General features: G+C 74.1%; 14 protein-coding genes and 2 pseudogenes. 7 read left to right on the forward strand and 9 right to left on the reverse strand.

What is annotated here, in order from left to right:
• The first annotated feature begins 15 nt into the window (after positions 1-15).
• The 5 genes from ACFPZN_RS02405 (at position 16) to ACFPZN_RS02425 (ending at position 8,215) form a co-directional block, all read left to right on the forward strand.
• Positions 16-1,029 (forward strand): LLM class flavin-dependent oxidoreductase, encoded by a 1,014-nt coding sequence (locus tag ACFPZN_RS02405; RefSeq protein WP_378279650.1) that lies wholly within the window; start codon positions 16-18, stop codon positions 1,027-1,029.
• A 140-nt stretch (positions 1,030-1,169) separates the two neighbouring features.
• Complete coding sequence (locus tag ACFPZN_RS02410; protein ID WP_378279652.1) at positions 1,170-1,757, forward strand: 4'-phosphopantetheinyl transferase family protein; 588 nt, start codon at positions 1,170-1,172, stop codon at positions 1,755-1,757.
• Positions 1,745-2,827, forward strand: coding sequence for a hypothetical protein (locus ACFPZN_RS02415; protein WP_378279654.1), 1,083 nt, complete (start codon positions 1,745-1,747; stop codon positions 2,825-2,827). Before ACFPZN_RS02410 ends, ACFPZN_RS02415 begins: the two co-directional genes overlap by 13 nt.
• Positions 2,828-3,143: 316 nt before the next feature.
• A complete protein-coding gene (locus ACFPZN_RS02420; RefSeq protein WP_378279656.1) occupies positions 3,144-4,655 on the forward strand; it encodes a tetratricopeptide repeat protein in 1,512 nt (503 codons plus the stop codon).
• Positions 4,652-8,215, forward strand: coding sequence for an ATP-binding cassette domain-containing protein (locus ACFPZN_RS02425; RefSeq protein ID WP_378279657.1), 3,564 nt, complete (start codon positions 4,652-4,654; stop codon positions 8,213-8,215). The genes ACFPZN_RS02420 and ACFPZN_RS02425 overlap by 4 nt, the downstream gene beginning before the upstream one ends.
• Before the next feature lie 5 nt (positions 8,216-8,220).
• Here the strand turns inward: ACFPZN_RS02425 and ACFPZN_RS02430 are convergent, their stop codons facing one another.
• The 8 genes and pseudogenes from ACFPZN_RS02430 to ACFPZN_RS02465 form a co-directional block, all read right to left on the reverse strand.
• Complete coding sequence (locus tag ACFPZN_RS02430; protein ID WP_378279659.1) at positions 8,221-9,837, reverse strand: amidase; 1,617 nt, start codon at positions 9,835-9,837, stop codon at positions 8,221-8,223.
• Between the two features lie 82 nt (positions 9,838-9,919).
• A complete protein-coding gene (locus ACFPZN_RS02435) occupies positions 9,920-14,905 on the reverse strand; it encodes a DNA repair ATPase (RefSeq protein WP_378279661.1) in 4,986 nt (1,661 codons plus the stop codon).
• Positions 14,906-14,969: 64 nt separating this feature from the next.
• Entirely contained in the window at positions 14,970-17,042 is a 2,073-nt protein-coding gene (locus tag ACFPZN_RS02440) for an SPFH domain-containing protein (protein ID WP_378279663.1), read from the reverse strand.
• Positions 17,043-17,099: 57 nt separating this feature from the next.
• Entirely contained in the window at positions 17,100-17,726 is a 627-nt protein-coding gene (locus tag ACFPZN_RS02445) for a hypothetical protein (RefSeq protein ID WP_378279665.1), read from the reverse strand.
• A gap of 479 nt (positions 17,727-18,205) precedes the next feature.
• On the reverse strand, positions 18,206-19,930 hold the full coding sequence (locus tag ACFPZN_RS02450) for a hypothetical protein (protein ID WP_378279667.1): 1,725 nt from the start codon (positions 19,928-19,930) through the stop codon (positions 18,206-18,208).
• Positions 19,931-20,017: 87 nt separating this feature from the next.
• Entirely contained in the window at positions 20,018-20,476 is a 459-nt protein-coding gene (locus ACFPZN_RS02455; RefSeq protein WP_378279954.1) for a nuclear transport factor 2 family protein, read from the reverse strand.
• A gap of 27 nt (positions 20,477-20,503) precedes the next feature.
• Positions 20,504-20,686 (reverse strand): annotated as a pseudogene (locus ACFPZN_RS02460) (hypothetical protein); the annotation flags it as partial.
• A pseudogene (locus tag ACFPZN_RS02465) lies at positions 20,652-20,789 on the reverse strand (RNA polymerase subunit sigma-70); the annotation flags it as partial. The pseudogenes ACFPZN_RS02465 and ACFPZN_RS02460, both read right to left, overlap by 35 nt.
• A 219-nt stretch (positions 20,790-21,008) precedes the next feature.
• On the opposite strand from ACFPZN_RS02465, the gene ACFPZN_RS02470 reads away from it, so the two are divergent.
• Both ACFPZN_RS02470 and ACFPZN_RS02475 read left to right on the forward strand, forming a co-directional pair.
• A complete protein-coding gene (locus tag ACFPZN_RS02470) occupies positions 21,009-21,428 on the forward strand; it encodes a YciI family protein (RefSeq protein ID WP_378279669.1) in 420 nt (139 codons plus the stop codon).
• Positions 21,429-21,443: 15 nt separating this feature from the next.
• Positions 21,444-22,727 (forward strand): RNA polymerase sigma factor, encoded by a 1,284-nt coding sequence (locus tag ACFPZN_RS02475; RefSeq protein ID WP_378279671.1) that lies wholly within the window; start codon positions 21,444-21,446, stop codon positions 22,725-22,727.
• Between the two features lie 70 nt (positions 22,728-22,797).
• Here the strand turns inward: ACFPZN_RS02475 and fdhA are convergent, their stop codons facing one another.
• Positions 22,798-24,009, reverse strand: a complete 1,212-nt coding sequence (gene fdhA / locus ACFPZN_RS02480; RefSeq protein ID WP_378279673.1) for a formaldehyde dehydrogenase, glutathione-independent — start codon at positions 24,007-24,009, stop codon at positions 22,798-22,800.
• Positions 24,010-24,164 lie beyond the last annotated feature (155 nt).

The following is a 24,164-nucleotide window of genomic DNA, read 5'->3' on the forward strand; positions in this document are numbered from 1 at the left end:
GAAGGCGAAGGCGCGATGGAGACGTTCACCATCTGCCCGGCGCACGGCGACGTCTTCGCCGGCGCCCCCGGCCCCGGCGACAAGTACGCCGAGGTCGTGGCCGACCACTGCCGGGCGGCCGAGCGGCTGGGCGCGGCCGCGATGCTCATCTACGACTTCTGGCAGTCCCTGGACCCGTGGGTCGCCGGGCAGCTCGTCCTGTCCCGCAGCACGACCCTGGAACCGATCGTGGCGGTGAACCCGGCGCTGACGCACCCGGCCGTCGCGGCGCGGGCCCTCGCCGGGCTCGTCCACCTGTACGGCAGGCGGGTCAACCTCAACGTGGTCGCGGGCGCCAAGACGGGCGAGCTGGAGGCCCTCGGCCTGGAGCCCGATCCCGGCGGCAAGTACGAGCGCATGGCCGACTTCGTCGGCGCGCTGGGCGGCGTCCTGCGCGGCGAACCGTACACCGGCTCCCGGTACCGGATCCGGATCGCGCCTCCCGAACCGGTGCCCGACCCGGCGCTGGCGCCGCGCGTCCTGGCCCCCGGGTCCCGGTCGGACGGGATCGCGGCGCTGCTGCCCCGGCTGGACCGGGCCCTCGTCATGGCCAAGCCCCGCGCCGACCTCGCCGAGGAGCGGGACCGGCTGGCGGCGGGCGGGCTGGAGGGCGGGCTCGCCATGCTCGTCGGGATCGTCGCCCGGGACACCGACGAGGAGGCGTGGGAGACGGCGCACCGGCACCACGCCGGGACCCGGCGCGACGCGCTGACCCGCAAGGTCTTCGAGCGGCAGATCACCTCCTCCCAGCACCGGGCGAACCTGTCGCTGGCCGCCGAGGCGCCTCGCCGCGACGAGTGCCTGTGGTACGGGGCCGGCCGGATCGGCATCGACTGCCCGAAGCTGGTCGGCTCGTACGAGACCGTCGCGGCGGCGCTGCGCGCCTACCGGGAGTTGGACGTCCGCACGGTCGTGATCGACCTGCCCTTCGACGTCACCGAATACGAGCACGTGGCGAAGGTCCTGGCGCTGTGCCCGCAGGAGGACTGACCGGCGCCCGGAGCGGAGCGCCAGCGGAGTGGAGGGTGATGGTCAGTCGTGCTCTTGCCGGGGAGTCTGAGGGGTCGCCCCCTCAGAGTGTTACTACCGCGTCCGGCCGCGTCCGCGTGGGCCGCCGCCTGAGCACGTTCATGCCCGTCGAGCGGACGGCGGCGATCGTCCTCGTGGCCACCGGCACCGCCGCCACGGCCGAGATCCTGCAGACCGCCGCCGACCGGCTGGGCCTGGACGCCCCCCGCACGCTGCGCCGCGGCCGTGCGGGACGCCCCTACCTGGCGCATCCCAACGGCGATCGCTGGAACGTGGACTTCAACATCTCGCACAGCGGCGACCTCCTCGCGATCGCGCTGGGCACGCCCGGTCCCCTCGGCCTGGACGTCCAGGAAGAGCCCCGGCACGGCTGGGAACGCATCGGGCGCCGCTGGCTGCACGCCGAGGAGTGGGCGCGCATCAGCGCGTTGCCCCCCGGCGAGGGCCGGGCCCAGTTCACCAGGACCTGGGCGATCCGCGAGGCACGCTGCAAGGCCACCGGCCGGGGGCTCGCGGGTTTCCGGTCCCCGACCGCGCTCGCTCAGGCGGACGCCGGGACCCTCGACGGCGTCCACTGGCGCGAACTGCCGATGCCCGACGGCTACGCGGGCGCGCTCGCCTGCGAAGGACCGCCCGACTGGCTCGCCCGTCCCCTCGTCATCTCCTGGGAGGATCCGTGGACAGGCTGACGCTCACCGGACCGGTCCGGGGGGACCTGCTCTCCTGCTACGGCACGGCGACCGCCGGCCTGCTCCGTTCAGTCGGGGTTCCCGAAGAACTGGCCATGGGCACGCAACTGTTCCTCGGCGTGCGCCGCGCAGGCTCTCTCGTCGAGTTCCTGCACCACCACACCCCTCTGGTGGGCGACGGCGTCCTCTACCGCATCGACCTGCGACGCCGGGGCGCCACCGAGCCGCGAGCCGCGGGCGAGGCGATGGCCCGGCACGCGGAGGCGCGCGGGGTCGCCGTCGTGACCGGCTGCTCGGCCCATCTCGACTGGATCGGGGCCGGCGGCTCCGACACCGCGCCGCACTGGTTCCTGGTGCGCCCGTCCGACGGCTCGTCCGACGGACCGTCCGGAACCTTCCAGGTCGACGACCCCTTCACCTGGACCGACGGCGCCGGGCGCCACCACCCGGGGTTCGCGGGGCCGTTCCCGTCCACGGGCATCGGCTCGCTCGCCTGGTCGCCGCCGCCGCTCGGCCCGCAGCAGACCAGCCGCGAACGCTGGGCCCTGGGCGACCGCCGGGACCGTCCGTCCTGGTCGGACGGCCGCCCGTGGCAATGGCTGGAGGTCGCCGGCGCCGAGGTCGCGGACGCCGGCGCCGCCGAGTTCGGCCGCCTCATGTGCCACCGCACCGTCCAGGGCCGGATCACCGATCCCGAGGTCGCCGCGCACGGCTGGGCCACCGGCCCGGACGCTTTCACGGTCCTGGCCGAATGGCTGGAATCCGGCCTGTCCGAGTCGGCCACGTACGCGCACAAGAACGATTTCTGGGTGGCCGCCCGGAATCGCAAGATGGTCGCCGCCTCACTCCAGTCCCCGCGGTGCGCCAAGGTCTCCGCGGGCCTGGAGCAGGTGGGCGCCTGGACGGAGTCGATACTCGTCCCGGCGTGGACGGCGCTTGTCCGCACTCTGCACTACAACGCGCTCAGCATCGCCAGAGGCAGGCGGCCGCGCCCCGGCGTCCTGGCCGACCTCCGCACGATCGCCGAACTGGAGAGCCGGTTCCGCGAGCGCCTCGCCGACGCCCTCTGAGGCCGCCACCGGGCATGCCATGGCCCGCGTCATCGGGTGCGCCATTCGGTGTGGCGGCTGCCGCATCGGATGTGGCGCCCCATGAGCAGAGCCTCGCACTGAGCGGGGTCTGGTCGTGCGAGGAGGTGAACGCACCGATGACGCTTCTCAAGAACCCGCTGCGGCTTCCGGCCGTGCCGATGTCGCTGATGTACGGCTACAACCACTGCGCGGACCCGAACCGCTGATCCGCCGGCACGGGCACCGGGACTTCGCTCCCGGTGCCCGTGCCACGCGGATCCTGCCCATGCGCCGGAAAGCCGAAAGGAAACGGGCAGTGCCCGACGATCTTGTGATCCCGGCCGGAGGCGACGTTCCGTTCGCCGCCGCGCGGGAGTTCATCCGCCGAATCCTGACCGAGGACGAGGTGGCGGCCGTGGCCAGGCCGCTGCGCCCCGTCCTGCACACCACGCCCGACGGGACCTGGCCCGGCGATCGCCAGCGTCTCAAGTCGCAGCTTCGCTTCCCGACGCGGCTGCGCGGGCGGCGCGAGTTCCGGGCGGTCGCCTGGCTGCTGAACGACCGGCGCTCCGGCCCGGTCGAGGTCGTCACGGCCGGGCCGCTCTCCCCGGCCGACGCCGACTTCTTCGGCGTCCTCTCCCGCTACGGCCCCGTCGTCCTGCGGACGGAGGGAACGCGGGGAGCCGGCACCTCGGAGGAGCACCCCGGGGACGCGGAGGTCGCCGCCGACATGGCGCGGGTCCGTGCCGGGCTGCGTGGCGAAGCGGACTGGTCCTGGCTCTGCCGCAGGCTGGGGCGCTACCTGTCCTGCGGTGACTCCTGGACGGGGCTCTGGCTCGCCCAGGCCGTCCTGGACGGCGCCGTCGCGCCGTCGGGTGCGGCGGCCAACATGATGGCGAGCGCCTTCTTCCTCCAGAACCGCACAAGTGAGGCCGAACTGCTGTTCCGCGCCGCGATGCGTGAGGGCGGCGTGCAGCACGCGCGCGGTGCCTACGGCCTGGCCATGCTCTACACGCGGCACCACCCGAGGGCGTGGCGGGACGTCGGCGCCGCCGCGGACCTGCTGGAATCGGGATGGCGGGCGCTTTCCCCTCTGCCGGACTCCGACGAGATCGTCAGGGAACGGGTGCTGAACCGCAACGGCCTGGCACTGGTGCTGCACAAGGAAGGGGACGGCGAGGGCGCCATCGCACTGCTGCGCGACAGCGTCCGGCGGCTCGTGGCCGGCGGCCTGGAGGCGAGCGAGCATCACTCGGTGCTGCTGAACAACCTGGGGAGGGTCTGCGCGGCCTCGGGCGGCCGTGAGGCCGAGGCGGAGTCCGCGCTGCGGCAGGCCGCCGAGACCGATCCCCGGTTCGCCGAGTACTGGCTCGACCTCGCCCTGTTCCTGGCCGAACGGGGCAGGCACGACGAGGCGCTCGCCGCGGCGCGGGCGGCGGACGGCTGCTCGGCGGCGATCGCCGAGATCCCCGCCCTGCTGGGATACCTGCACGCGGTGGCGGGCGACCACGCGCGGGCCGCCGCCCACTACCAGGAAGCGGCCGCCAAGGACCCGGGCGCGCCCGAGCACGCGCTGGCCGCGTCCCGCGAGCTGATCGAGGTCGGCGAGCACCGGGCCGCGCGCGGCTGGCTGGCACGGCTGGACGAGCGGGCGCTCACCGGCGAGCAGCGGGCCGAGGCCGCGCTGCTCGCCCTGGAGATCGACGCGAACGGCTCACCGCCGCTGTCCACCGTCCAGGTCGCGGCCAGGCTGCGCGAGCTGGCGGACGTCCACCCCGGCTCCGACCTGGTCAGCCGCAACCTGCGGGCCGTGACGGGCGGCCCGTGAGGGCGACGGCCGCCGCGGGCTTCCTGTCGGCGTACCGGCGGATCCGCTGCGGGCCCGCCGGGCTGTCGCCGGACGAGGCCGCGGCGGCCGGACTGGACGTGCGCGCCGCCGCCGACGAGCTGGCCGGCAGGTACCGGGGCCGCGGGCTGTGGCGTGCGGCGCTGTGGACCTCCCGCCGCAAGGTGCTGGCGTACCTGGCGGTGTCCGGGCCGCTGCTGCTGGTCACGCCGGTGCTGCCCTGGTCGCTGGACCGCCTGGTCGCCGCGTTCCACCGCGGCGACCAGGGGTCGGCGGTCAGGTTCGCGGTCGTCCTGACGGTGGCGGCGGCGGGTGAGGCGCTGCTGCGCTGGGTGTCGGTGTGGCGGCTGCGCCATCTCATCCTCTACCTGGAGCTGCTGACGCAGCGGCTCGTCTTCCACGGGCTACAGTCGGTGGACGCGGCGGCCGGGCCGGACGGCGGCGGCGGCGAGGATCGTCCGGCGGCCACGTACCTGGTGACCTATCCGCAGTTCCTCTCGCAGCTCGCGCTCGTCGCCGAGCTGGCCGTGAACGGCGTGCTGGCGGTGGTGCTGCTGGTCTGCCTGGTGCTCTGGACCAGCGTGCTCGCGCTGGCCGTCGTGGCGGTGGCGGCCCTCGTCCTCGCGGCGCTGCACGTCGCGGTCACCGCGGAGGCCAGGGTCGATTTCACCTACGTCGGCCAGGACCGCGAACGGGCCCGGCTCGTCGAGCTGCTGGCCTGCTCCTGGCAGTCCCTGCGGCGGCAGTTCCTCGAAGGGCAGTTCCTGCTGGCGGTGCACAAGGTCCGGCTCGGGCAGCTCGTGACGATGCGCGAGCGGGCACGGGCCACGGTGGTGAGCAGGACCCTGCAGAACGGGCTGGGCCCGCTGGTGTCGCTCACGACCGTCGGCGTGCTGCTGCTGGGCGGCGGCGGTCTCGACGGCGGCACGGCGCTGTCGGCGCTGCTCATCGTCCGCATGCTGGTCGCCGTGGGCACGGAGAGCGCCACGACCTACGGCTCCCTGCACGACGCCGCCCGCGCCGCGCACGCGATCGACGCGCTGTTCGCACCCGTCCCGGGACGCCCGGACCCGTCCCAGGCCCCCGCCGCCCCCGGCACCGTGCTGCTCCGGCCGGACGAGGGGCCGTCGCTGACGGTCCGGCCCGGCGAGCGGATCATGGTCGTCGGCCTGCCGGGCGGCGGCAAGACGACCCTGCTCGAAGACATCGCGAGCGCGGCGGAGGGAGGCACCCGGCCGCCGATGCGCTTCGCCGTCGCCTGCGGTGGGACGGCCGTCCTCGCGGCACGCGGCCAGCCGCTCTTCGACGGGTCGTTCGCCGAGTCCGTCACCCTCTGGCGCCCCGTCGAGCCGGAAGCGTACCTGCGCGCCCTGCGGATGAGCGGCCTCCTGCCCCTCCTCGCCGACCGTCCCGGACGCGACGCCACCCGTCTCAGCACGACCGAGACGCGGCTCTCGGAAGGGCAGGTCGCCCGGCTGTCGCTCGCCCAGGCTCTCTGCTGCGAACCGGACGTACTGCTGCTGGACGACATCTTCGCCCCGCTGGATCCGGAGTCCGCCCGGTCGGTGGCTTCGGCGGTCCTCGCCCCGGGCGACCGAACGACGCTGTTCGTCTCCACGAGGCTGGAACTGGCCGCGTACGCCGACCGGTTCCTGCTCGTCCGGCGGGGCCGCCTCGCGCTGGTGAACCGCGACGAGCTCCTGACCTCGCTCGACGAGGCCGAGGACGTCCTCGGCGCGGAACTCCTCGCCCGGCTGCGCGACGCCGCCGCCGGAGCCGCCGCCCGTCACGCCCCGTCCGCCGACGAGCCCGCGCCGGTCCCTGACATGGCGCAGACCACGCAGGACGACTCGTTCGAGGAGGCGCCCTCGACACCGCCCCGCCCCGCCGACCTCCTCCGCAACGGGCTGGCCCTGTTCGGTGTCAGGGGCGGGTTCTGCCTGCTCGTGGCCACCGCCGTCGCGGTCGCCGCCGACCTGGTGTTCGCCGCGCTGATCGAGCCGGGCGGCGCCTCGCACACCTTCGGCGTGCTCTGCGCGGTGACCGCGACCGGTGTCGCCGCGGCGGCCCTCGCCCAAGCCGCGGTCTCCTTCCCGCCGCTGCGTCCGGCCGGACGGCTGCACGACGCGTTCGCCCGCGCGCTTCTCGCCGCGCCGCCGCACCAGCGCAGGACGGCGGTGATCGGCCGGCTGTCCCGTGACTTCTTCGTGCTGGAGAGCCAGGTCCCCGGGTTGTACCTCCAGGTCGTCACGTGTGTCGTGCAGTTCTGCGCGGCGGCCGTGATCGTGCTCGCCGGCGCGCCGCGGGCGGCGCCCGTCCTGCTGCTGCTCACGGTCTGGCTGCTCGTCCTGCTCCTGCGCACGAGGCGGCCCAGGATCGCGGGCAGCGATCTCGCCGCCGCCGTGCGCGCACCGGTGCTCGCGTTCGGCGCGGCGGCGACCGGCTGCGCGGGCCACCGGCTCTCCACGCCGGTACGCACGGCCCTGTCCCGGCGTTTCGACGTGCTCGCCGACCGCCGTGCCGCCGCCCTGCACCGCTGGCAGATGCTGCACATGCGCATGCTGATCAGTGCCGACGCGGCGGGCCTGTGCGTCCTCCTCACCGCCCTCTGGGGGGCCGTCGCCTACCGCGGCGGCCTCGTCGACAGCGGTCTCCTCGTGTTCGTCGCCTTCACCTGCTCGCGGCAGACCGCCGGGTTGGTCGAATCGCTGCGGCAGGCCGACTCCCTGCTCAGCCAGTTCGCCCGGCTGGCCGCCCTGCTGGGACGGACCGGAGCCCTCCCCCGATGGCGACGCCTGCGCGCCGAGGTCCCCGACACCCCGCGAAGCCTCTACCGCACGATGCTGTCGGGCACGGGCGAGACCGCGGCCGCCTCCGGGCTGGTGGCGGACGGCGTCGCGATCCGCGTCGGCGACCGCCCCGACCTGATCACGGGCTTCTCGCTGACGGCCGGGGCCGGGGACGCCGTCGCCATCCGCGGCCCGTCGGGGGCGGGCAAGAGCACGCTGCTGGAAACCCTGTCGGGCTACCGCGAACCGTCCGCCGGCCGCGTCATGATCGCGGGCCGCCCGCCGGACGGCATGTCGGCGCGGACCCGGGACCTCGTCCAGTACCTCGCGGGCGACGTCCCCCGGCTGCCGCTCGGCCTGGCCGAGTTCGTCGCCCCCTGGCATCCCGGCGACCCCTGCCTGCACGCCCACGTCCGCCGGGTGTTCGACGCCGCGTGCGTGGCCCCGCCCGCCCCGTCCACCCGGCTGGGCGACCTCGGCCACGGGCACCGCCAGCTCGTCAATCTCGCGCGGGCCCTGTGGTGCCGGCCGGCGGTGCTGTTCCTGGACGAGGCGACCTCGGCGCTCGACACCGCCTCCGAGCGGCACCTGCTGGGCTCGCTCCACGCGCTGGCCCCGGCCGCGGCATGGATCATGGTCCTGCACCGTCCGGACAACCTCGACCGCGTCCCGCGGGTCCTCACGCTGCCCGGACCCCGCTCAGCCGGCGGGGCGCCAGGACGTCCCTGTCTCGCGTTCCAAGGTGGAGCGTGAACGGGCTACCCGGCCGCGGGGAGGGCGGGCGTGCCCGCGGGCGGCGTGCGGTGCCGGGTGGCCTGCTCGTAGGCGTGTCCCATGCCCAGCAGGGCCGGCTCGCTGAACGGAAGGCCCAGCAGCTCGACCCCCACCGGCAGCCCTCCGGCGGTGAACCCGGCGGGCACGCTCAGGGCCGGGAAGCCGCTGTACCCGGCCAGGCGGCAGTTGAGGTACGACTGCGTGGTCCCGATCTTGGTGGGCGGGCTGCCGATGGTCGGGTAGACGACGGCGTCCAGGCGGTGGGCCTTCATCAGGTCGGTGAGGCCCTGCCGCAGGACGTCCCGCTGCCGCAGCTTCTCGGTGTAGGAGGGGTTGGGCAGCGCGGGGCTGTTCACCCAGGCGCGCAGTGTCGACAGCACGCTGGGGGTGACCTCCCCGGACGTGGCGATGTCGGCCAGCGTGAGCTGGTCGTAGGGCGGTTCCAGCGCCGCCAGGTGGGCGGGGCGGCCCCGCGCGGACGAGGCCAGATAGGCGTTGAGGTCGCGTTCGAACTCGTCCCGCACCCGGTTGGCGCCGGCCGCCGCCGTCATGATCTCCGGTTGCGGGCCCAGCTCCACGGCCCTGGCCCCCAGCCCGGTCATGTCGGCGATCGCGGCGCGCACCAGCGCGGCGGTGGCCTGCTCGTCGGAGGTGGCGGTCGCGAAGTAGTCGGTGAACACCCCGATCCGCTTGCCCTTGAGCGCGCTCTTGCGCAGCGTCTTCTCGTAGTCGCGGGGGACGCGGCCGATCGACGCCTTGGTCACCTGGTCGTCGGGGTCGTATCCGGCGGTCGCCTCCAGCACCAGCGCGACGTCGCGGACCGACATGCCGATCGGGCCGCCCACGTCCTGGGTCCCGGACAGCGGCGCGATGCCGTCCCGGCTGGACAGGCCCATCGTGGGCCGGAGCCCGACCAGGTTGTTGTGGGCGGCCGGGATGCGGATCGACCCGCAGGTGTCCGAGCCCAGGCCGACCGGGGCGTAGGAGGCCGCGACCGCCGCCCCGGTGCCGCCGCTGGACCCGCCCGGGTGGCGGGACGGGTCGTAGGGGTTGCGGGTCTGCCCGCCCAGCGAGCTGATCGTGTAGATGTTCATGGCGTACTCGTGCATGTTGGTCTTGGCCAGCACGATCGCCCCGGCCTGCCGCAGCCGCCGGATCTGTTCGGAGTCGTCGGGCGGGCGCAGCTCCCGCAGCGCCGCCGAGCCGCTGGTGGTGGGCATGTCGGCGGTGTCGAAGTTGTCCTTGACGACCACCGGGACGCCGTGCAGCGGGCCGCGCACCCGTCCGGCGCGGCGCTCGGCGTCCAGCCGGGCGGCCTCGCCCAGGGCGCGCCCGTTGACGTTGATGACGGCGCTGAGGCCCGGCCGCTCGCCCCGCGGGCCGTCGTAGGCGTCGATGCGGCGCAGGTACTCGCGGACGAGCTGGACGGAGGTGGTCTTGCGCTGGGTCAGCAGCGCGCGCAGGTCGGTCACGCCGAGCCCGGCGACCTGCACGGCGGGCCGCCCGGGAGGCCCTGCCGCGGCGGCGGGCGTCGCGGTGGCCGCGGCCCCGGCCAGCAGGGCGCCCGCGGTGAACGCGGCGACGGAACGGTACGAGAGCATCCAAGATCCTTTCCAGGGGATGCCCGGAGGCTAGAAATGCCCGGTTTCGTCCCGGTTCCAGTTGTGTTTCCGCCGGTGATCGTCATTCGGGTGGGATGCGGACGGGGCCGTGGCCGTTGCCGAACCGGTGCGCGGCCTGGTTGATGGCGCCCTCCACGGCGCCGACGCGCTCGGCGAGCAGGCCCAGGGCCGCGACGGCGCGGGCCGCGGGGTCGTCCCCGGCGCCGCCCAGAACCCGCTCGCGCCGGTGGGCCGCCTTGACCTCCGTCCAGCGGGCGGCCCGCGCCGGGGTCAGCCGGCCGCGGAGCTCGGCGAGCTTGAGCAGGTTGGCCTCGGCGCCGGAGGTGAGGGTCTGGGCCTCGGCCGCGTAATGGTCGTCGATGACGGCGTCGAGCTCGTCCTCGTTCATCACCGGCAGGATCCGTCCGGCGAGCTTGTTCATGTCGCGGTAGGAGCCCTGGAGCCGGAACGGGGGTTCGGTACGGGAGGCGTCCGCCTGGGCGGCGGAGGCGATGTAGGCCCGGTTGACCGCCAGGACGACCTCGCGGGCGCGCAGCAGCCCGCGCAGCACCGCCGAGATCCGGTCGAGCTCGTCCCGGGAGTAGGGGTGGGCGAGCCGGTCGGGCCGTACGGTCTGGTCGCCGCCCGCGAGCCGGACCAGCAGGTCCAGGTCGCCGGGGTCGCGGGCGGCCAGCGGCGCCAGGACGGGGTTGGAGGTGAGCGCGTTCTCCACGTAGCTGGCGGCGAACAGGTCGTCCTTGCCTGTCAGGACGTCGCCCAGGTTCCAGACGTCGGCGCGGTTGGCGAGCATGCCGGGGACGTGGAACGGGGTGCCGGACTCGGTGTAGGGGTTGCCGGCCATCACGACCGCGAAGCGCTTGCCGCGCAGGTCGTAGGTGCGGCCGCGGCCGTCGCGGACGCCCTCGACGCGGCGCTGCGCGTCGCACAGCGGGATGAACTTCTGCAGCAGTTCGGGCGAGGTGTGCTGGATGTCGTCGAGGTAGAGCATGACGTTGGAGCCGAGTTCGAGCGCCAGGTTGATCTTCTCGACCTCCTGGCGGGCGGTGGCGCTCGGCGCCTCGGCCGGGTCGAGCGAGGTGACCGCGTGCCCGAGGGCCGGGCCGTCGATCTTGACCAGGAGCAGGCCGAGGCGCTCGGCGACGTACTCCATGAGGGTCGTCTTGCCGTATCCGGGCGGGGAGATCAGCAGCAGCAGGCCCATGCGGTCGGTGTGCGCGCCGTCCCCGGCGGCGCCGAGCTGCTTGGCGAGGTTGTCGCCGATCAGCGGCAGGTAGACCTCGTCGACCAGCCGGTTGCGGACGAACGAGCTCAGCACCCCCGGCGCGTGCTCGGCCAGCCGCAGGCGGCTCCGCTCGGCGGCGACGAGCTCGGTGCGGGCGCGCTGGTAGGCGGCGAAGGCGGGGACGCGGACGGCGCGGAAGTCGCGGATCCGCGCGAGGGTCTCGTCCAGGCGCAGCTCCAGGCTCCGCGAGCCGGTGAGGCGGGGGTGGGCGCCCAGGAGGCCGTCCACGGCGGCGGTCAGGTCGGCGGTGACGTCGTGGCGGGCGAGGGAGGTCCCGGTGACCAGGAGCGCGACGGCCTCGGGAAGGTCGGGGTCGGCCGCGGTGGACGAGGCGAGCCAGGCGCGGGCGAGCTGGTGGCGGGCGGCGAGCGTGTCCGGGCCGTCGCCGAGGGCGGCGAGGTCGCGCTCGACCTCGCCCGCGGCGTCGCCGAGCGCGGCGCGCAGGTCGCGGAGCAGCGTCCGCGCGTTCGCGCCGGCGGCGAACCCGGGCGGGGCCGCCGCCAGTTCCTCGAACAGGTACTCCCCGGCGAGCGGGTCGGCGGGGACGCCGGTCCGCTCGCAGAAGGCGGCCACGCCGGCGGCGAGTTCCCCGCACAGCTCGTCCGGGCCGGTGGTGCGGCCGAACGCGTCGCGGGCGCGGGCCAGCGAGCGGGCGCGGGTCGTCCAGGCCGTGCGCGCGGGCTCGGCGGTGCCGTACGCCCAGAACAGCTGCGCGGCGGCGCGGGCGGCGGACGGGTAGCGCAGCAGGCCCGCCCCGGCGTGCAACCGCAGCAGCTCGGTGAGCAGCAGCGTCGCGTCGTGGTCGTGGACACCCCGTTCGTAGCCTTCGTCGTAGCGCTCGGTCGCCGCCCTCCGCACGACCTCGTCCAGGGCGTCCTCTGCGGCGGCCTCGTGCAGGGCCTGGAGCGAGGGGGCGGAGGTCTGGGCGTCCAGGAGGAGCGAGGCCGCCAGGTACTCGGCCCGGTACACCTGCGGGGTCTCCGAGACCAGGTGCTGGTCCCAGAACGGCCGGGTCTCCTGGAACGCCTCACCGTCGACGGGGGCGCGGTAGTCGGTGCCGGTCACGGCGAACGCGAGGGTGTCGCCGTGCGGGACGAGGGTCAGCTCGGCCGGGCGGGTGTTGACGGCGAAGCGGTGGCCGCCCAGGCGGATGGTCTCGCCGCCGTCGGCGTACAGGTCGAGCCGGTCGCGCAGGGCCCGCCCGGCCTCCTGGCGGGCGGCCCGGATCCGGCCCTCCAGCTCCCCGGCGCGGACGTGCTCGCCGAGGTCGCGCAGCTCCGTGGCCACCGCGCGCAGGCGGTTCACCATCGCGTCGGTGGCGAAGTAGGTGTTGACCTCGTCCTGCGAGGTCAGGGAGGCGGTCTTGCGCTGCACCGCGGGCAGGATCCGCGCGGCCGACTCGGCCAGGCGGCCGGCGTGGCGGGCCCGCTCGTCCAGCAGCGCCTGCCTGCGCGTGGAGAACGCCTCGTAGACGTCGGTCCGCCTGTCCTCCAACCGCTCCAGGAAGTCGTCGAACTCGCCGAACCGGGCCTGCATGCCCTCAAGCTGGAGCAGCAGCCGGCCGAGCTGCTCGTCGCAGCGCTCGGGGTCGTCGGAGACGGCCAGGGCCGCGGTGACCGACTGGTCGAGCAGCGCGAACTCGGCGGCGAACGCGGCACGGCCCTCGCGGTCCAGCAGCTCGCGGCGGCGCGCGTCCAGGACGGCGCGGGCGCGGTTGAGCCCGCCCATCACCTCCCCGACCCGTTCCAGGATCGCGGTGCGGGCGGCGGGGTCGGCGGCGTCCAGGTCGCCGACCGCCGCGGTGACGATCTCCAGGCCCTCGGCCTGCGCCGCGATGCGGTCGCCCACGGGCCCGGCGCCGGCGGTGGACTCGATGGCCCCGGCCTCGCCGGCGAGCCGGTCGATCTCGGTCCGGTAGCCGTCGAACGCGCCGTCCCGGCCCAGGAACTCCACGGTGCGGCGGCCGGTGTCGTCCTGCGCCGCGGCGAGTTCCCCGGCCAGCCCGTCGATGCGGGCGCGGTCGGCGTACCGCGTCTCGCGCAGCGTCTCCAGGTGCCCTTGGGCGCGGCGCAGGTCCGACAGGCGGCCGATCCAGGCGTCCGCCGCGTCCAGGGGCCGATCGCGGGCCTCGCGGACGAGCCCGGCGACCGTTTCGGCCGCCCCGTCCACCGCCTCGGCGGCCTGGCGGCGGAGGGCGCGGACGTTCTCGTGCTCGGCCAGCACCTGCCCGGCCGCCGCCCGCACCCGCCCGAGCGGCGCCAGCAGGTCGCCGAGCTCGTCCTCGCCCAGCCAGTGGTGCAGGTCGGCGGCCCGCACGCAGGCGGCGATGAGCGCCTCGAACATCGCCGTGGACGGCGCCATCTCCTCGACCATCCGCACCACCGACAGGCAGCCGGAGATGCCGCGGACCAGGTCGGCGTTGCCCACGCGCTCCAGCGGGCCGGTCCCCACCGGGCGGGACGCGGCGTGCGCGTCCGACTCGAACGGGGTCCGCCACACCTGCACGGGATGGACGCGGGCGGCCTCGCCCGAGAACGCCCGCAGCACCACCAGCGTGCCGTCCTCGAACAGGCCGTGCCCGTGGCAGACGATGGGGGCGGCGACCTCCTTCCGGATCACGTTGTACGACAGCAGCAGCGACCGCCCGTCCTCACGGGAGTGGAAGACGTACAGCACGTCCTCGCCGTTCGGCGAGCGGACGACGCTCTCGTACTCCAGGCCGGTCGTGTCGAGGTCGAAGGTCTTGGCGGCCCCGGTGTCGAGGAGGTAGCCGCCGGGGAAGACGATGCCCTGGTCGTCGGGCAGCCGCCGGCACGCCGGCTCGATGCCGTCCAGACGGGTGACGGTCCCGGCGCGGGTGTTGACGACCAGATGCCGCCAGGCCCTCTCCTTGTACGGGCGGACGCGCAACAGGACCAGCGCGCCCACCCGGGCGTGGTGGACGTCGGCATCGGCCAGGCTCTGCAGCCGCTCGTCCAGGGGCTCCCGGTAGGCGGCGTCGTCGCCGGATCCGGCGTCCGGGTCGTCCTTGAACGCGACGGTGAGGCTTCCGCCGACCGTGCTGACGAGCACCGCGTCCTGGATGGCGATATGGCCGTCGACATGGTCCGCGCGGGTCGTCTCGGTCCAGGTGAAGTCATGCGGCGCGGGCAGGACGTTCTCGCGCTCGCCCTGGTTGTCGACGTAGCCGACCTGGTCGCCGGTCCCCGCGTTCCAGCGGAGCACGCGGACGTCGTCCAGGCGGGGGCCGGTCTGGAAGACCGCCAGCAGCCCGCCCTCCACCCGCCGCAGCCGCAGCAGGCGGGCCTGCCGGTAGTAGCGGTACATCTCGGCGAAGTCCCGCTCGAACGCGGGGTCGCGCAGCAGTCCGGGCAGGGCGCCGGGCACGGGCGTGAAGCCCGGCCCGGCGCCGGCGTCGGCTGCGGGAGCAGGGGCGAGACCGTGCACGGAGAAGACGTCGTCCACGCCCGCCTCGGGCCCGGCCGCCCCGCCGGACGGGTTGCCGCCGAACAGCAGCGCCCCTCCGACCGCGACGATGTCGCGGGGCACGATGGGACGCTCGGTCCGGATCCGCCCGGTGCCCAGCAGCCGCAGCCCCGAGCCGCCGAAGACCTCCAGCCGCCGGGTGTCGAGCGCCGCGGCACGGCCCGCCAGCTCGGCGGCGTGCTCGGCCAGCCTGGCTCGCAGCACTTCGTAGGTGCCGTGATCGAGCGAGGTCTCCTGACCGGCCCTCTCCCCGGTGGTGTCGTCGACGCGCTGGCTCACGCCCATCCTCCCTGCGACGTTCGTTCGGTGACGGTGCCGGTCCGTGTGCCGGTCCGTGTGCCGGTCAGTGCTTGACGGTGCTGACCACGTGGTTGGCCGCGGCCACGACCGGCGGTTCGGCGGGCATCTCGACCGGCACGCCGGCCGGTGCGGTGAGGGGCGCGTCGGCGACGCCCAGCCGCCGGGCGGTCTCCAGCAGCTCGCCCAGCTGCGCCGACTCCGGCCCGCCGTCCCTGATCAGCCGGGCCAGCAGCGCCGACAGCGTCAGGTCGCGCACGCCCCCGGTGCCGAGCGAGCCGAGCAGCCGCGACAGGTCGTCGGTGAACCGCGCCGAGCCGTCCAGCCACGGCCCGGCCAGGGACCGGGCGACGTCGGAGCTCTCCACGAACCCGTCGACGCTCTTGCCCAGGGAGATCGAGCCGACCAGCCGGTCGAAGAACACGCTGTCGCCGCCGACGATGTCGATGTCGGCGCCCTCCAGCCCAGCGGCCAGCACGGCGGCCTGGGCCTCGGCGACCTGCCGCTGCACCTCGATCCCGGCGAGCCGCACGTCCTTCTCCGCCTCCAGCCGCAGCCGGTACTCCTCGTGCAGCCGGGTGGCGTCGTCCAGCGCCGCCATCGCGCCGGCCTTCTCGGTGAGCCCCTCGGCCTCGGCCTTGAGGTTCTCCCGGATCGCCGCCGCCTCCACCAGCGCCTTCTCCCGCGCCACCGCGGCCTCGGCGCGCCCGACCTTCTCGATCGCCTCGGCGTCCCGCTCCCGCACCTGGACCTCGGCCAGCCCGGCGGCGGCCGCCTCCGCGCGCAGCCCGTCGGCCAGCCGGACCTTCGCCTCGGCCTCCATCTCGGCCGCCTGCCGCCGCGCCTCCGCCAGCGTCAGCTCCTCCCGGGCCCGGTGCGCGGCGGCCGCCTCGCCCGCTTCCGCCGCCTTGATGTCCTTGACGAGGTTCTCCTGCGCCTCGGCCTCCGCCCGGATGATGATCGCCTGGCGCTCGCGCTCGGCCTCCTCGACCGCGCGCAGCCGCTTGATGTGCTCCTCCTGCTCGGCGACGGTCCGCTCCACCGCGATCCGCTCCCGGACCACCTCGGCGATCGTGCGCTTCTCCGCCTCGACCTCCTTGTCCGCGGCGATCCGGGTCAGCTCGGTCTCCCGCTCCCGGGCGATGACCTCCAGGAGCCGGTCCTTCTCGATCCGCTCGGTCTCGATCGCGATGACCCGCTCACGGTTCTTCTCCGCGACCGCCACCTCGCGGTTGCGGTTCTCGGTCTGCACGCCCAGCTGCTCGTCGGTGCGCAGGTGCGCGGACTGCGCCCGCAGCCGCTCCTCCGCCTGCACCCGCTCGATCTCGGCCTGCTCGCGCGCCCGCACGGTCTCGATCTCGCGCTGCTGCTTCAGCTCGGCGTCGGCCTGGCGGCGCTCCAGCTCCAGGATCGCCTCGCGCGCCTCCACGTTCTGCCGGGCGATCTCCTTCTCCTCGTTGCGGGCGTGCTCGTTGGTCCGCACGTGCTGGAGCGCGGTCAGCTCGGTGATCTTCCGGATGCCCTGCGCGTCCAGCACGTTGGACTTGTCCAGCGACAGCAGCGACGTCTGCTCCAGGTGGTCGATCGCCGCGTCCTCCAGGCTGTAGCCGTTCAGGTCCGTCCCGATCACCTGGATGATGTGGTCGCGGAACTCGTCGCGCCGCGTGTAGAGGTCCTCGAAGTCCAGGTGCTTGCCGACCGTCTTGAGCGCCTCGGAGAACTTGGCCGCGAACAGCTCCTGCAGCGTCTCCTGGCTGCTGGCGCGGGCCGTCCCGATCGCGCCGGCGACCTTCTTGACGTCCTCGGCGGTCTTGTTGACCCGGACGAAGAAGGTGATGCGGATGTCGGCGCGGATGTTGTCGCGGCAGATCAGCCCGTCCCGGCCGGTCCGCTCGATCTCGATCGTCTTCACCGAGATGTCCATGATCTCGGCCTTGTGCAGCACCGGCAGCACGATCGCGCCGGTGAAGGTGACGTCGACCTTCCGGAGCTTGGAGATGATCAGCGCCCGGCCCTGCTCGACCTTGCGGAACAGGCGGGTGACCATCAGCAGCAGGCCGAGGGCGACGAGCAGGACCAGCGCGAAGATCACGCCGGCCCCGATGGTGATGGCGTCCATCTGGAGTCCCTGTCTACTAGGGGGGATGGGGAACAACGCGGGGTTCGGGTCGGCGGTTCAGGGGGCCGGATCGCCCGGGAGCCCGTACTGCTCGTACGGCATCACCAGGAAGACCCCCTCCGCCGCGTCGTAGTCGAAGATCAGTGCGGTGCTGCCGCGGCCCAGCCGGGCGCTGCCCGCCGCGCCCGCCACGGGCAGGTCGGAGCTGGGCACCCGGACCTGCACCAGCGCCGTCGAGCCGTCCTCGGCCGTGACCTCCGCCTGGCCGAATCCGGTCCCGACCCGCCCGGTGCGGATGACGCAGGCCCGGCCCACGAAGTCGCGCAGTGACGGCGGCGCCTGAGTACGGAAGACACGCCGCAGCGGCAGGACGAGCAGCCTGGTGCACAGCCAGGCGAAGGCCAGGGCGCCGAGGAGGACCGCCCCTCCGAGGACGGCCCGGACCACTCCTCCGCCGACGCCGCCGACCAGCACCGAGCCCACGAGGCTGCCGAACCACGCGATGGCCAGCAGCAGCGACAGGGCGACCGAGACCGGCACCCCGCCGAGCCCGCCCGCCGCGAGAAGACCCCCGGGACCGCCGCCCCCGACGTCGGCGCCGGCCCCTGTATCGGCGTCGGCGTCGAGGGCGTCGAGCCCCAGCCCCCCGGTCAGGACGAGCACCCAGTAACCGGCGACGACCACCAGCGAGAAAGTGAGAAACGCGGTCGGATAACCGAATGCGACAGCAAGGAAATCGCCCATGCGAATAGCGCCTTCGTGTCGAGGCCATGCGGAAAGGAGCACTGTCCGGCGGGCGGGGATCACGCCGTGAAAGGAAGGAAGAAGCGCGCCTCAGCGAACGGAGGGGCGCACGCGGCCGCCCGGGGCGGTGCCGCTATCCGGGAAGGCCGCGCTGAGCGCGGCGACACGAAGACCGAAGGGGTTCGCGGCCGTACCGGCCAGGGGCGCCGGATGACGCGCCGCGAGGAATTGGTTCCGGGCAGTCATCCGACCTCCAGTTGGCGACACTTCTCCTGTATCGCCGACCAGACTTCCCGGCACACCAGTGGCCACTCTAGCGCATCCTTTAGCCGAGCAAAAGATTTTATGTGTGCGCCGCGGATGAATGCCGTGAATGCACTGGTCAGTCCGCGCCGTCGTGCGGCATGTCCCCGCCAGGGCTAGGGCCTGTCCCTGTCGCGCAGTTCTTCGGCGAGGGCCGTCATGCAGTCGGCGATCTCCCGCTCGTTCATCTGCCGCGGCTGCTTGGCGCACGGCGACGCGCCGGAGGCGGGGGCCGGTGCCCGTCCGGCGGGCGGGGTTCCCGCGACCGCCACCGTCTTGGGCGCGGTACGGCCCGTGGCCGACAGGTCGACGTAGAACTCGGTGATGCCGCGGCGGACGCCGAACACGCGCCACATGTCGCCCCCGAGCGGCGTGAACTCCTCCAGCTCCCCCTTGGTGTTCAGGAAGGTGGGGTCGGTGGAGCGGACGGCGTTGGTCGCCTGGCCGACCAGGGTGTTGAGGTTGGCGACGCGGCGGTCGCCGTCGGGCAGCACGTACACGTCCATGCGGTTGAGGCGGCCGGAGGAGACCACGTCCGCCGGCGTGACGGCGTAGGCGATGAACGCCTGCGACTTGGAGGCGTTCGGGGACAGCGGCGTCACGAAGTACAGGCGCCGGTCCGGGCCGCGCAGCAGGTACTCGGAGGTGTTGCCCGCCTGGACGTCGTCGCTGGTGGGCTTGAACCCGAACGAGGCGCGCTGCTTCCACTTGCGGCCGGCCGCCCAGGCGGTCGCGTCCGTCTGCCGCTCGACCAGGCTGTCGGGGTAGACGGGGCCGGGCAGTTCCCCGGCCTTCACGTCGGCCTGGTGCCGGTGGGCGACGCCCTTGGGCCCGCCCTCCAGGATCAGGACGCCGGCGGCGGTGTCGACCGTGCGGTGCCCGATCGCCTTCTGCCTGCTGACGGCCACCACGATGACGGGGCGGCTGCCCTTGCAGTAGCCCCAGACGTCGGAGTCGTCGTAGCGGTAGTCGGGGTACTTCTCGGCCAGCAGGTTGCGCAGGCTGTTGCCGCGCTGCCCGGCGAAGGCGCGGTCGAACCGGTTGTCCGGCCCGACGTTGAAGCGGCAGCCGACCTGCACGTTGTTGGTCTTGCCGTCCCAGGTGGCGATGCCGTAGGCGGGGGTCGCCTTGCCCGAGCCGTCCAGGATCGCGCTCCAGACCCCCATCTGGCCGGGGGCGGAGCCGTAGAAGTAGGTGATGGACGGCTCCCAGGCGTCGACCTTGGGGGCCGGGGACGCGGCGTGCTCCATCATCGCGTCCGCGGACGCGAAGCTGGACGTGCGGCCCTCGAAGGAGCGGATCCCCTCCAGCTGGTCGTGCTTGACGCAGGAGGGGACGTCGTGGAGGCCGCGGGCGTCGCAGTCCGCGGTGGCGGGGCGGGCGCCGTCCAGCAGGTAGCCGAGCGACGACGGCGGCGCGGTGCCCTTGGTGTCGTGGAACACCGTCCCGGTGCCGTAGTGCCGGCCGGCGTCCTTGTCGTTGTCCCACAGCGCCACCGGCAGCGGGTAGGCGAGGACGACCGCGGCGGCGACCCCGGCGGCGACCGCGGCGGGGACGCCGCCCGGCACCGTGTCGACGTAGAGGTCCTCCAGGCCGCCGCCCATGATGACGGCGGTGCCGATGAGGCCGATCGCCACCCACAGCCAGAACAGGAACGTGGGGTGCCCGAGGTCGCCGCCCGGCAGCCACCAGGAGCGGACGACGGTGAGGCGCCACCACTGCTCCCACGTCCCCACGCCCCCGAACACGGTGTGGAGGAGCGCCCAGAAGAGCCAGGCGGCGAGGGGCATCCAGGCCCACCACGCCACGGTCATGACGATTCGCGATCTCGGCTTGGCCATCGGAGGGCTCCTCGCGTCCCGGGTCCGCTCGCGCCGGTCGGCCGGGCGTGACAGACCATCCCATGACTTGGACGGGAGGGCTCCCGGCTAGGTTCTGATCGAACTTCCGCCTCGGGAGAGCGGCAGGCCCGGCGTCGGGAACAGGTCCGGGCGCTGGTGGGTCACGATCCGGGCGATGCCGTCCGGGGTGATCGTCAGGACCTCGACGGAGTAGGCGCGGTGGGTGCCGTCCTCCTCCCGCAGGTAGGTGGCGAACGCCGGGCGGCCCTGGTAGGCGGTGCGGACCATCCGGCAGGTGCCGAAGGCGGGGCACTCGGTGGCCAGGAAGCGGCCGATCGCCTCGCGTCCGGCCAGCTCCACGGGCTCGGGCGCCACCTCGCGGACGGCGTCGCCGGTGAGCAGGCCCAGCAGCGCGGGCAGGTCCGCGTTCTCGAACGCGGCGACGTAGCGGTCGAGCAGGTCGCGCTCGTGCGGATCGTCGGGTTCGCCGACCTCCTCGGCGGATCCGGCGGCCTTGGCCAGCCGGGCGCGGGCCCGCTGCAGCATGCTGTGGACGGCGGCGTCGCTGCTGCCGAGCAGCTCGGCGGCCTCCGCGGCGCGCCAGCCGAGGACCTCGCACAGCAGCAGGACGGCGCGGGCCGCCCAGCCCGGTCGGCGGGGGCCGCCGGCCGCGCGACTCGATCGCGTTGAGGCACGCGTTGGTGGCGATCCGGTACAGCCAGTTGCGCAGCGAGGCCCGCCCCTCGAACTCGTCAAGGGACCGCCAAGCCCGCAGATAGGTCTCCTGGACGAGATCCGGCCGGAACCGGTCGGCCAGCCGGCCGAAGTCCGCCCGCTCCGACGCCACACCCGTCATCATCGCGCTCCCGTGCTCGCCCGGCCGTAGTGAGGAACGTCCTCACCAAGGGAGACAGTCCGGCCTTGCCCGAGTCCGGGAAGGAGGACGAGGAGGGGGCGGCCGCTCGCTGAAAGTTCTCGGAAAAAGATCCGCGGCCGTGTCGATCCCGTGAACCTCCCGTTCGACCTTGGGGTGAGAGGGTTCCCGGAGCGGGGCCCGGACGAGCCAGGAGATCGAACGATGAAGTACATGCTGATCATGCGCGCCACCGACGAGGCCTACCAGGGCATGGGGGACGTCGACTTCAACGAGATGATCGAGACCATGGGCAGGTTCAACGAGGAGCTGATCCGGGCCGGCGTGCTGCTGGCCGCCGAGGGGCTCGACGACGCCGAGGAGGGCGTGGTCGTCGACTACTCCGCCGAGCCGCCCGTGGTCACCGACGGCCCGTACGGCGAGACCAAGGAGCTGTTCGGCGGGTTCTACCTCCTCAACGTGGCGTCCAAGGAGGAGGCCGTCGAGTGGGCCAAGCGGCAGCCGATCACCGGTCCGGGCTTCAAGACCGAGATCCGCCGCGTCACCACGATCGACGAGTTCCCGCAGGACAACGAGTGGATCAAGAAGGAGCGCGCGTGGCGCGAGTCCACCGGGCAGCTCTGAGCGGGGCGCCCGGAGATGGCCGACCCCACCGGCCGTGAGGCCGTCGCCGCGGTCTGGCGGATCGAGTCCGCGCGGATCGTCGGCGCGCTCGCGCGCTACACCGGCGACTTCGCGCTCGCCGAGGACCTCGCCCAGGAGGCGCTGGCCGAGGCGCTCGTGAACTGGCCGCGCGACGGCGTCCCCCGCCACCCGGCGGGGTGGCTGCTCACCGTGGGCCGGCGGCGCGCGATCGACGCGTTCCGGCGGCGCTCCGCCCGCGACGACAGGTACGCCGCCCTCGCCCAGAACCTGGGTGAGGGGGGCGCCGTCTCGGGGAGCCCGCCCGACCCGGCCCGGGAGGACGAGGACGTGCTGTGGGATCCGGACCAGATCGACGACGACATGCTCGCGCTCATGTTCGTCTCCTGCCATCCCGTGCTGTCGCGGGAGGCGCGGGTGGCGCTGACGCTGCGCGTGGTCGGCGGTCTGACCAGTGACGAGATCGCCAGGGCGTGCCTGGTCCCGACCGCCACCGTGCAGGCCCGGATCACCCGGGCGAAGAAGACGCTCGGGGCGGCCCGGGTGCCGTTCGGGGTGCCGCCGGCGCGGGAGCGGGCCGCGCGGCTCGGCTCGGTGCTCAACGTGATCTACGTGATCTTCACCGAGGGGTCCACGGCCAGCTCCGGGGGCGATCTGATCAGGTTCGACCTCGCGGGCGAGGCGCAGCGCCTGGCCCGGGTGCTGGCCCGGCTGATGCCGGACGAGCCGGAGGTCCACGGCCTGCTGGCGCTGCTGGAGCTGACCGCGGCGCGGTTCCCCGCCCGCACCGGGCCGGACGGCGAGCCCGTCCTGCTGGAGCACCAGGACCGCGGCCGCTGGGACCGCTCCGCGATCGGCCGGGGACGGGCCGCGCTGACCCGCGCGGAGAAGGCCGGCCGGGGCCTGGGCGCCTACGGCCTGCAGGCGGCGATCGCCGAATGCCATGCCGTCGCCCCGTCCGTCGAGGAGACGAACTGGGAGCGCGTCGTGCTCATCTACGAGGCGCTCGGCCGGCTCGCGCCGTCCCCGGTGGTCGACCTGAACCGGGCGGTGGCGGTGTCCATGGCCCAGGGCCCGGCGGCGGCGCTGCCGATCGTGGACGGGCTGGCGGACGCCGGGACGCTGCCGGACTCGCACCTGCTGCCGAGCGTCCGCGGGGAGCTGCTCACCCGCCTGGGTCGTACCGGCGAGGCCCGCGCCGAGCTGGAGCGGGCCGTGCGGCTGTGCGGCAACGAGCGCGAGCGCGCGGTCCTGGAGCGCAAGCTCGCCGCCCTCTCCTGAGGGGTCGCCCGCGCCCGGTACGCCGCGGCCCCGGCCCGCCGGGGCGGGACGGGGCCGGGCGGAGTGGTCCTCAGACTCCGGCGCCCACCAGGTTGTTCGGGTCGATCACGTACTTGCGCGCCGCCCCCTTGTCGAACTCCTGGTAGCCCGCCGGGGCCTCCTCCAGCGGTATGACGGTGGCGTTGACGTTCTTGGCGATCTCCACCCGGTCGTTCAGGATCGCCATCATCAGCTGCCGGTTGTACCGCATGACCGGGCACTGGCCGGTGGCGAAGGTGAGCGACTTCGCCCAGCCCAGGCCGAACCGGATGCCCAGCTGCCCGATCTTGGCGTTCTCGTCCACGCCGCCGGGGTCGCCCGTGACGTACAGGCCCGGGATGCCCAGGCCGCCCGCCGCCCGCGTGACGTCCATCAGCGAGTTCAGGACGGTGGCCGGCCGCTCTCCGCCGGCCTCCCGGCCGTGGCCGCGGGCCTCGAAGCCGACGCAGTCGACGGCGGCGTCCACCTCGGGGGTGCCGAGGATCTGCGCGATCTGCTCGCCGAGGTCGTCGTGCTGGGACAGGTCGACCGTCTCGCACCCGAAGCTGCGGGCCTGCGCGAGCCGCTCGGCGTTCATGTCGCCCACGATCACCACCGCCGCGCCGAGCAGGAAGCAGGCGGTGGCGCAGGCCAGCCCGACCGGCCCGGCGCCCGCCACGTACACCGTCGACCCGGTGGTCACCCCGGCCGTGTACGCGCCGTGGTAGCCGGTGGGGAAGATGTCCGACAGCATGGCGAGATCCTTGATCTTCGCCATGGTCCGGTCCCGGTCGCCCGGGAGCTTCAGGAGGTTCCAGTCGGCGTAGGGGACGGTCACGTACTGCGCCTGGCCGCCGTGCCAGCCGCCCATGTCGACGTAGCCGTAGGCGGCGCCGGCCCGGGCGGGGTTGACGTTCTCGCAGACCCCGGTGTTGCGCTCCTTGCAGTTGCGGCAGCGGCCGCAGGCGATGTTGAACGGGACGCTGACGAGATCGCCCTTCTTGATGAACTCGACGTCCCGTCCCGTCTCGACGACCTCGCCGGTGATCTCGTGGCCGAGCGAGAGGCCGGCGGGCGCGGTGGTCCGGCCGCGCACCATGTGCTGGTCGGATCCGCAGATGTTGGTGGCGATGGTCTTGAGGATCGCGCCGTGCTCGAGCTTGCGGTGGTTCTGCTCGTCCAGTTCCAGCTTCGGGAACTCCAGGTCCTCGACCTCGACCCTGCCCGGCCCCTCGTAGACCACGCCTCGGTTCGTGTCCGCCATCAGTGATCCCCCGTTTCCGGATTGAGTTCGGCGGCGCTCCCCGGGGCGTGCTGCCCCAAGCCTTCTGCGGTCCGCCGCGCGGCGGCCGCGGTTCACGCCCTGAGCGGGCGCCTTTTCGGACAGACCCGCGCGCATGCGAAAGTCCGCCCCTAATT

Source organism: Actinomadura rugatobispora (genome assembly GCF_042656285.1).
GTDB classification, from domain to species: domain Bacteria; phylum Actinomycetota; class Actinomycetes; order Streptosporangiales; family Streptosporangiaceae; genus Spirillospora; species Spirillospora rugatobispora.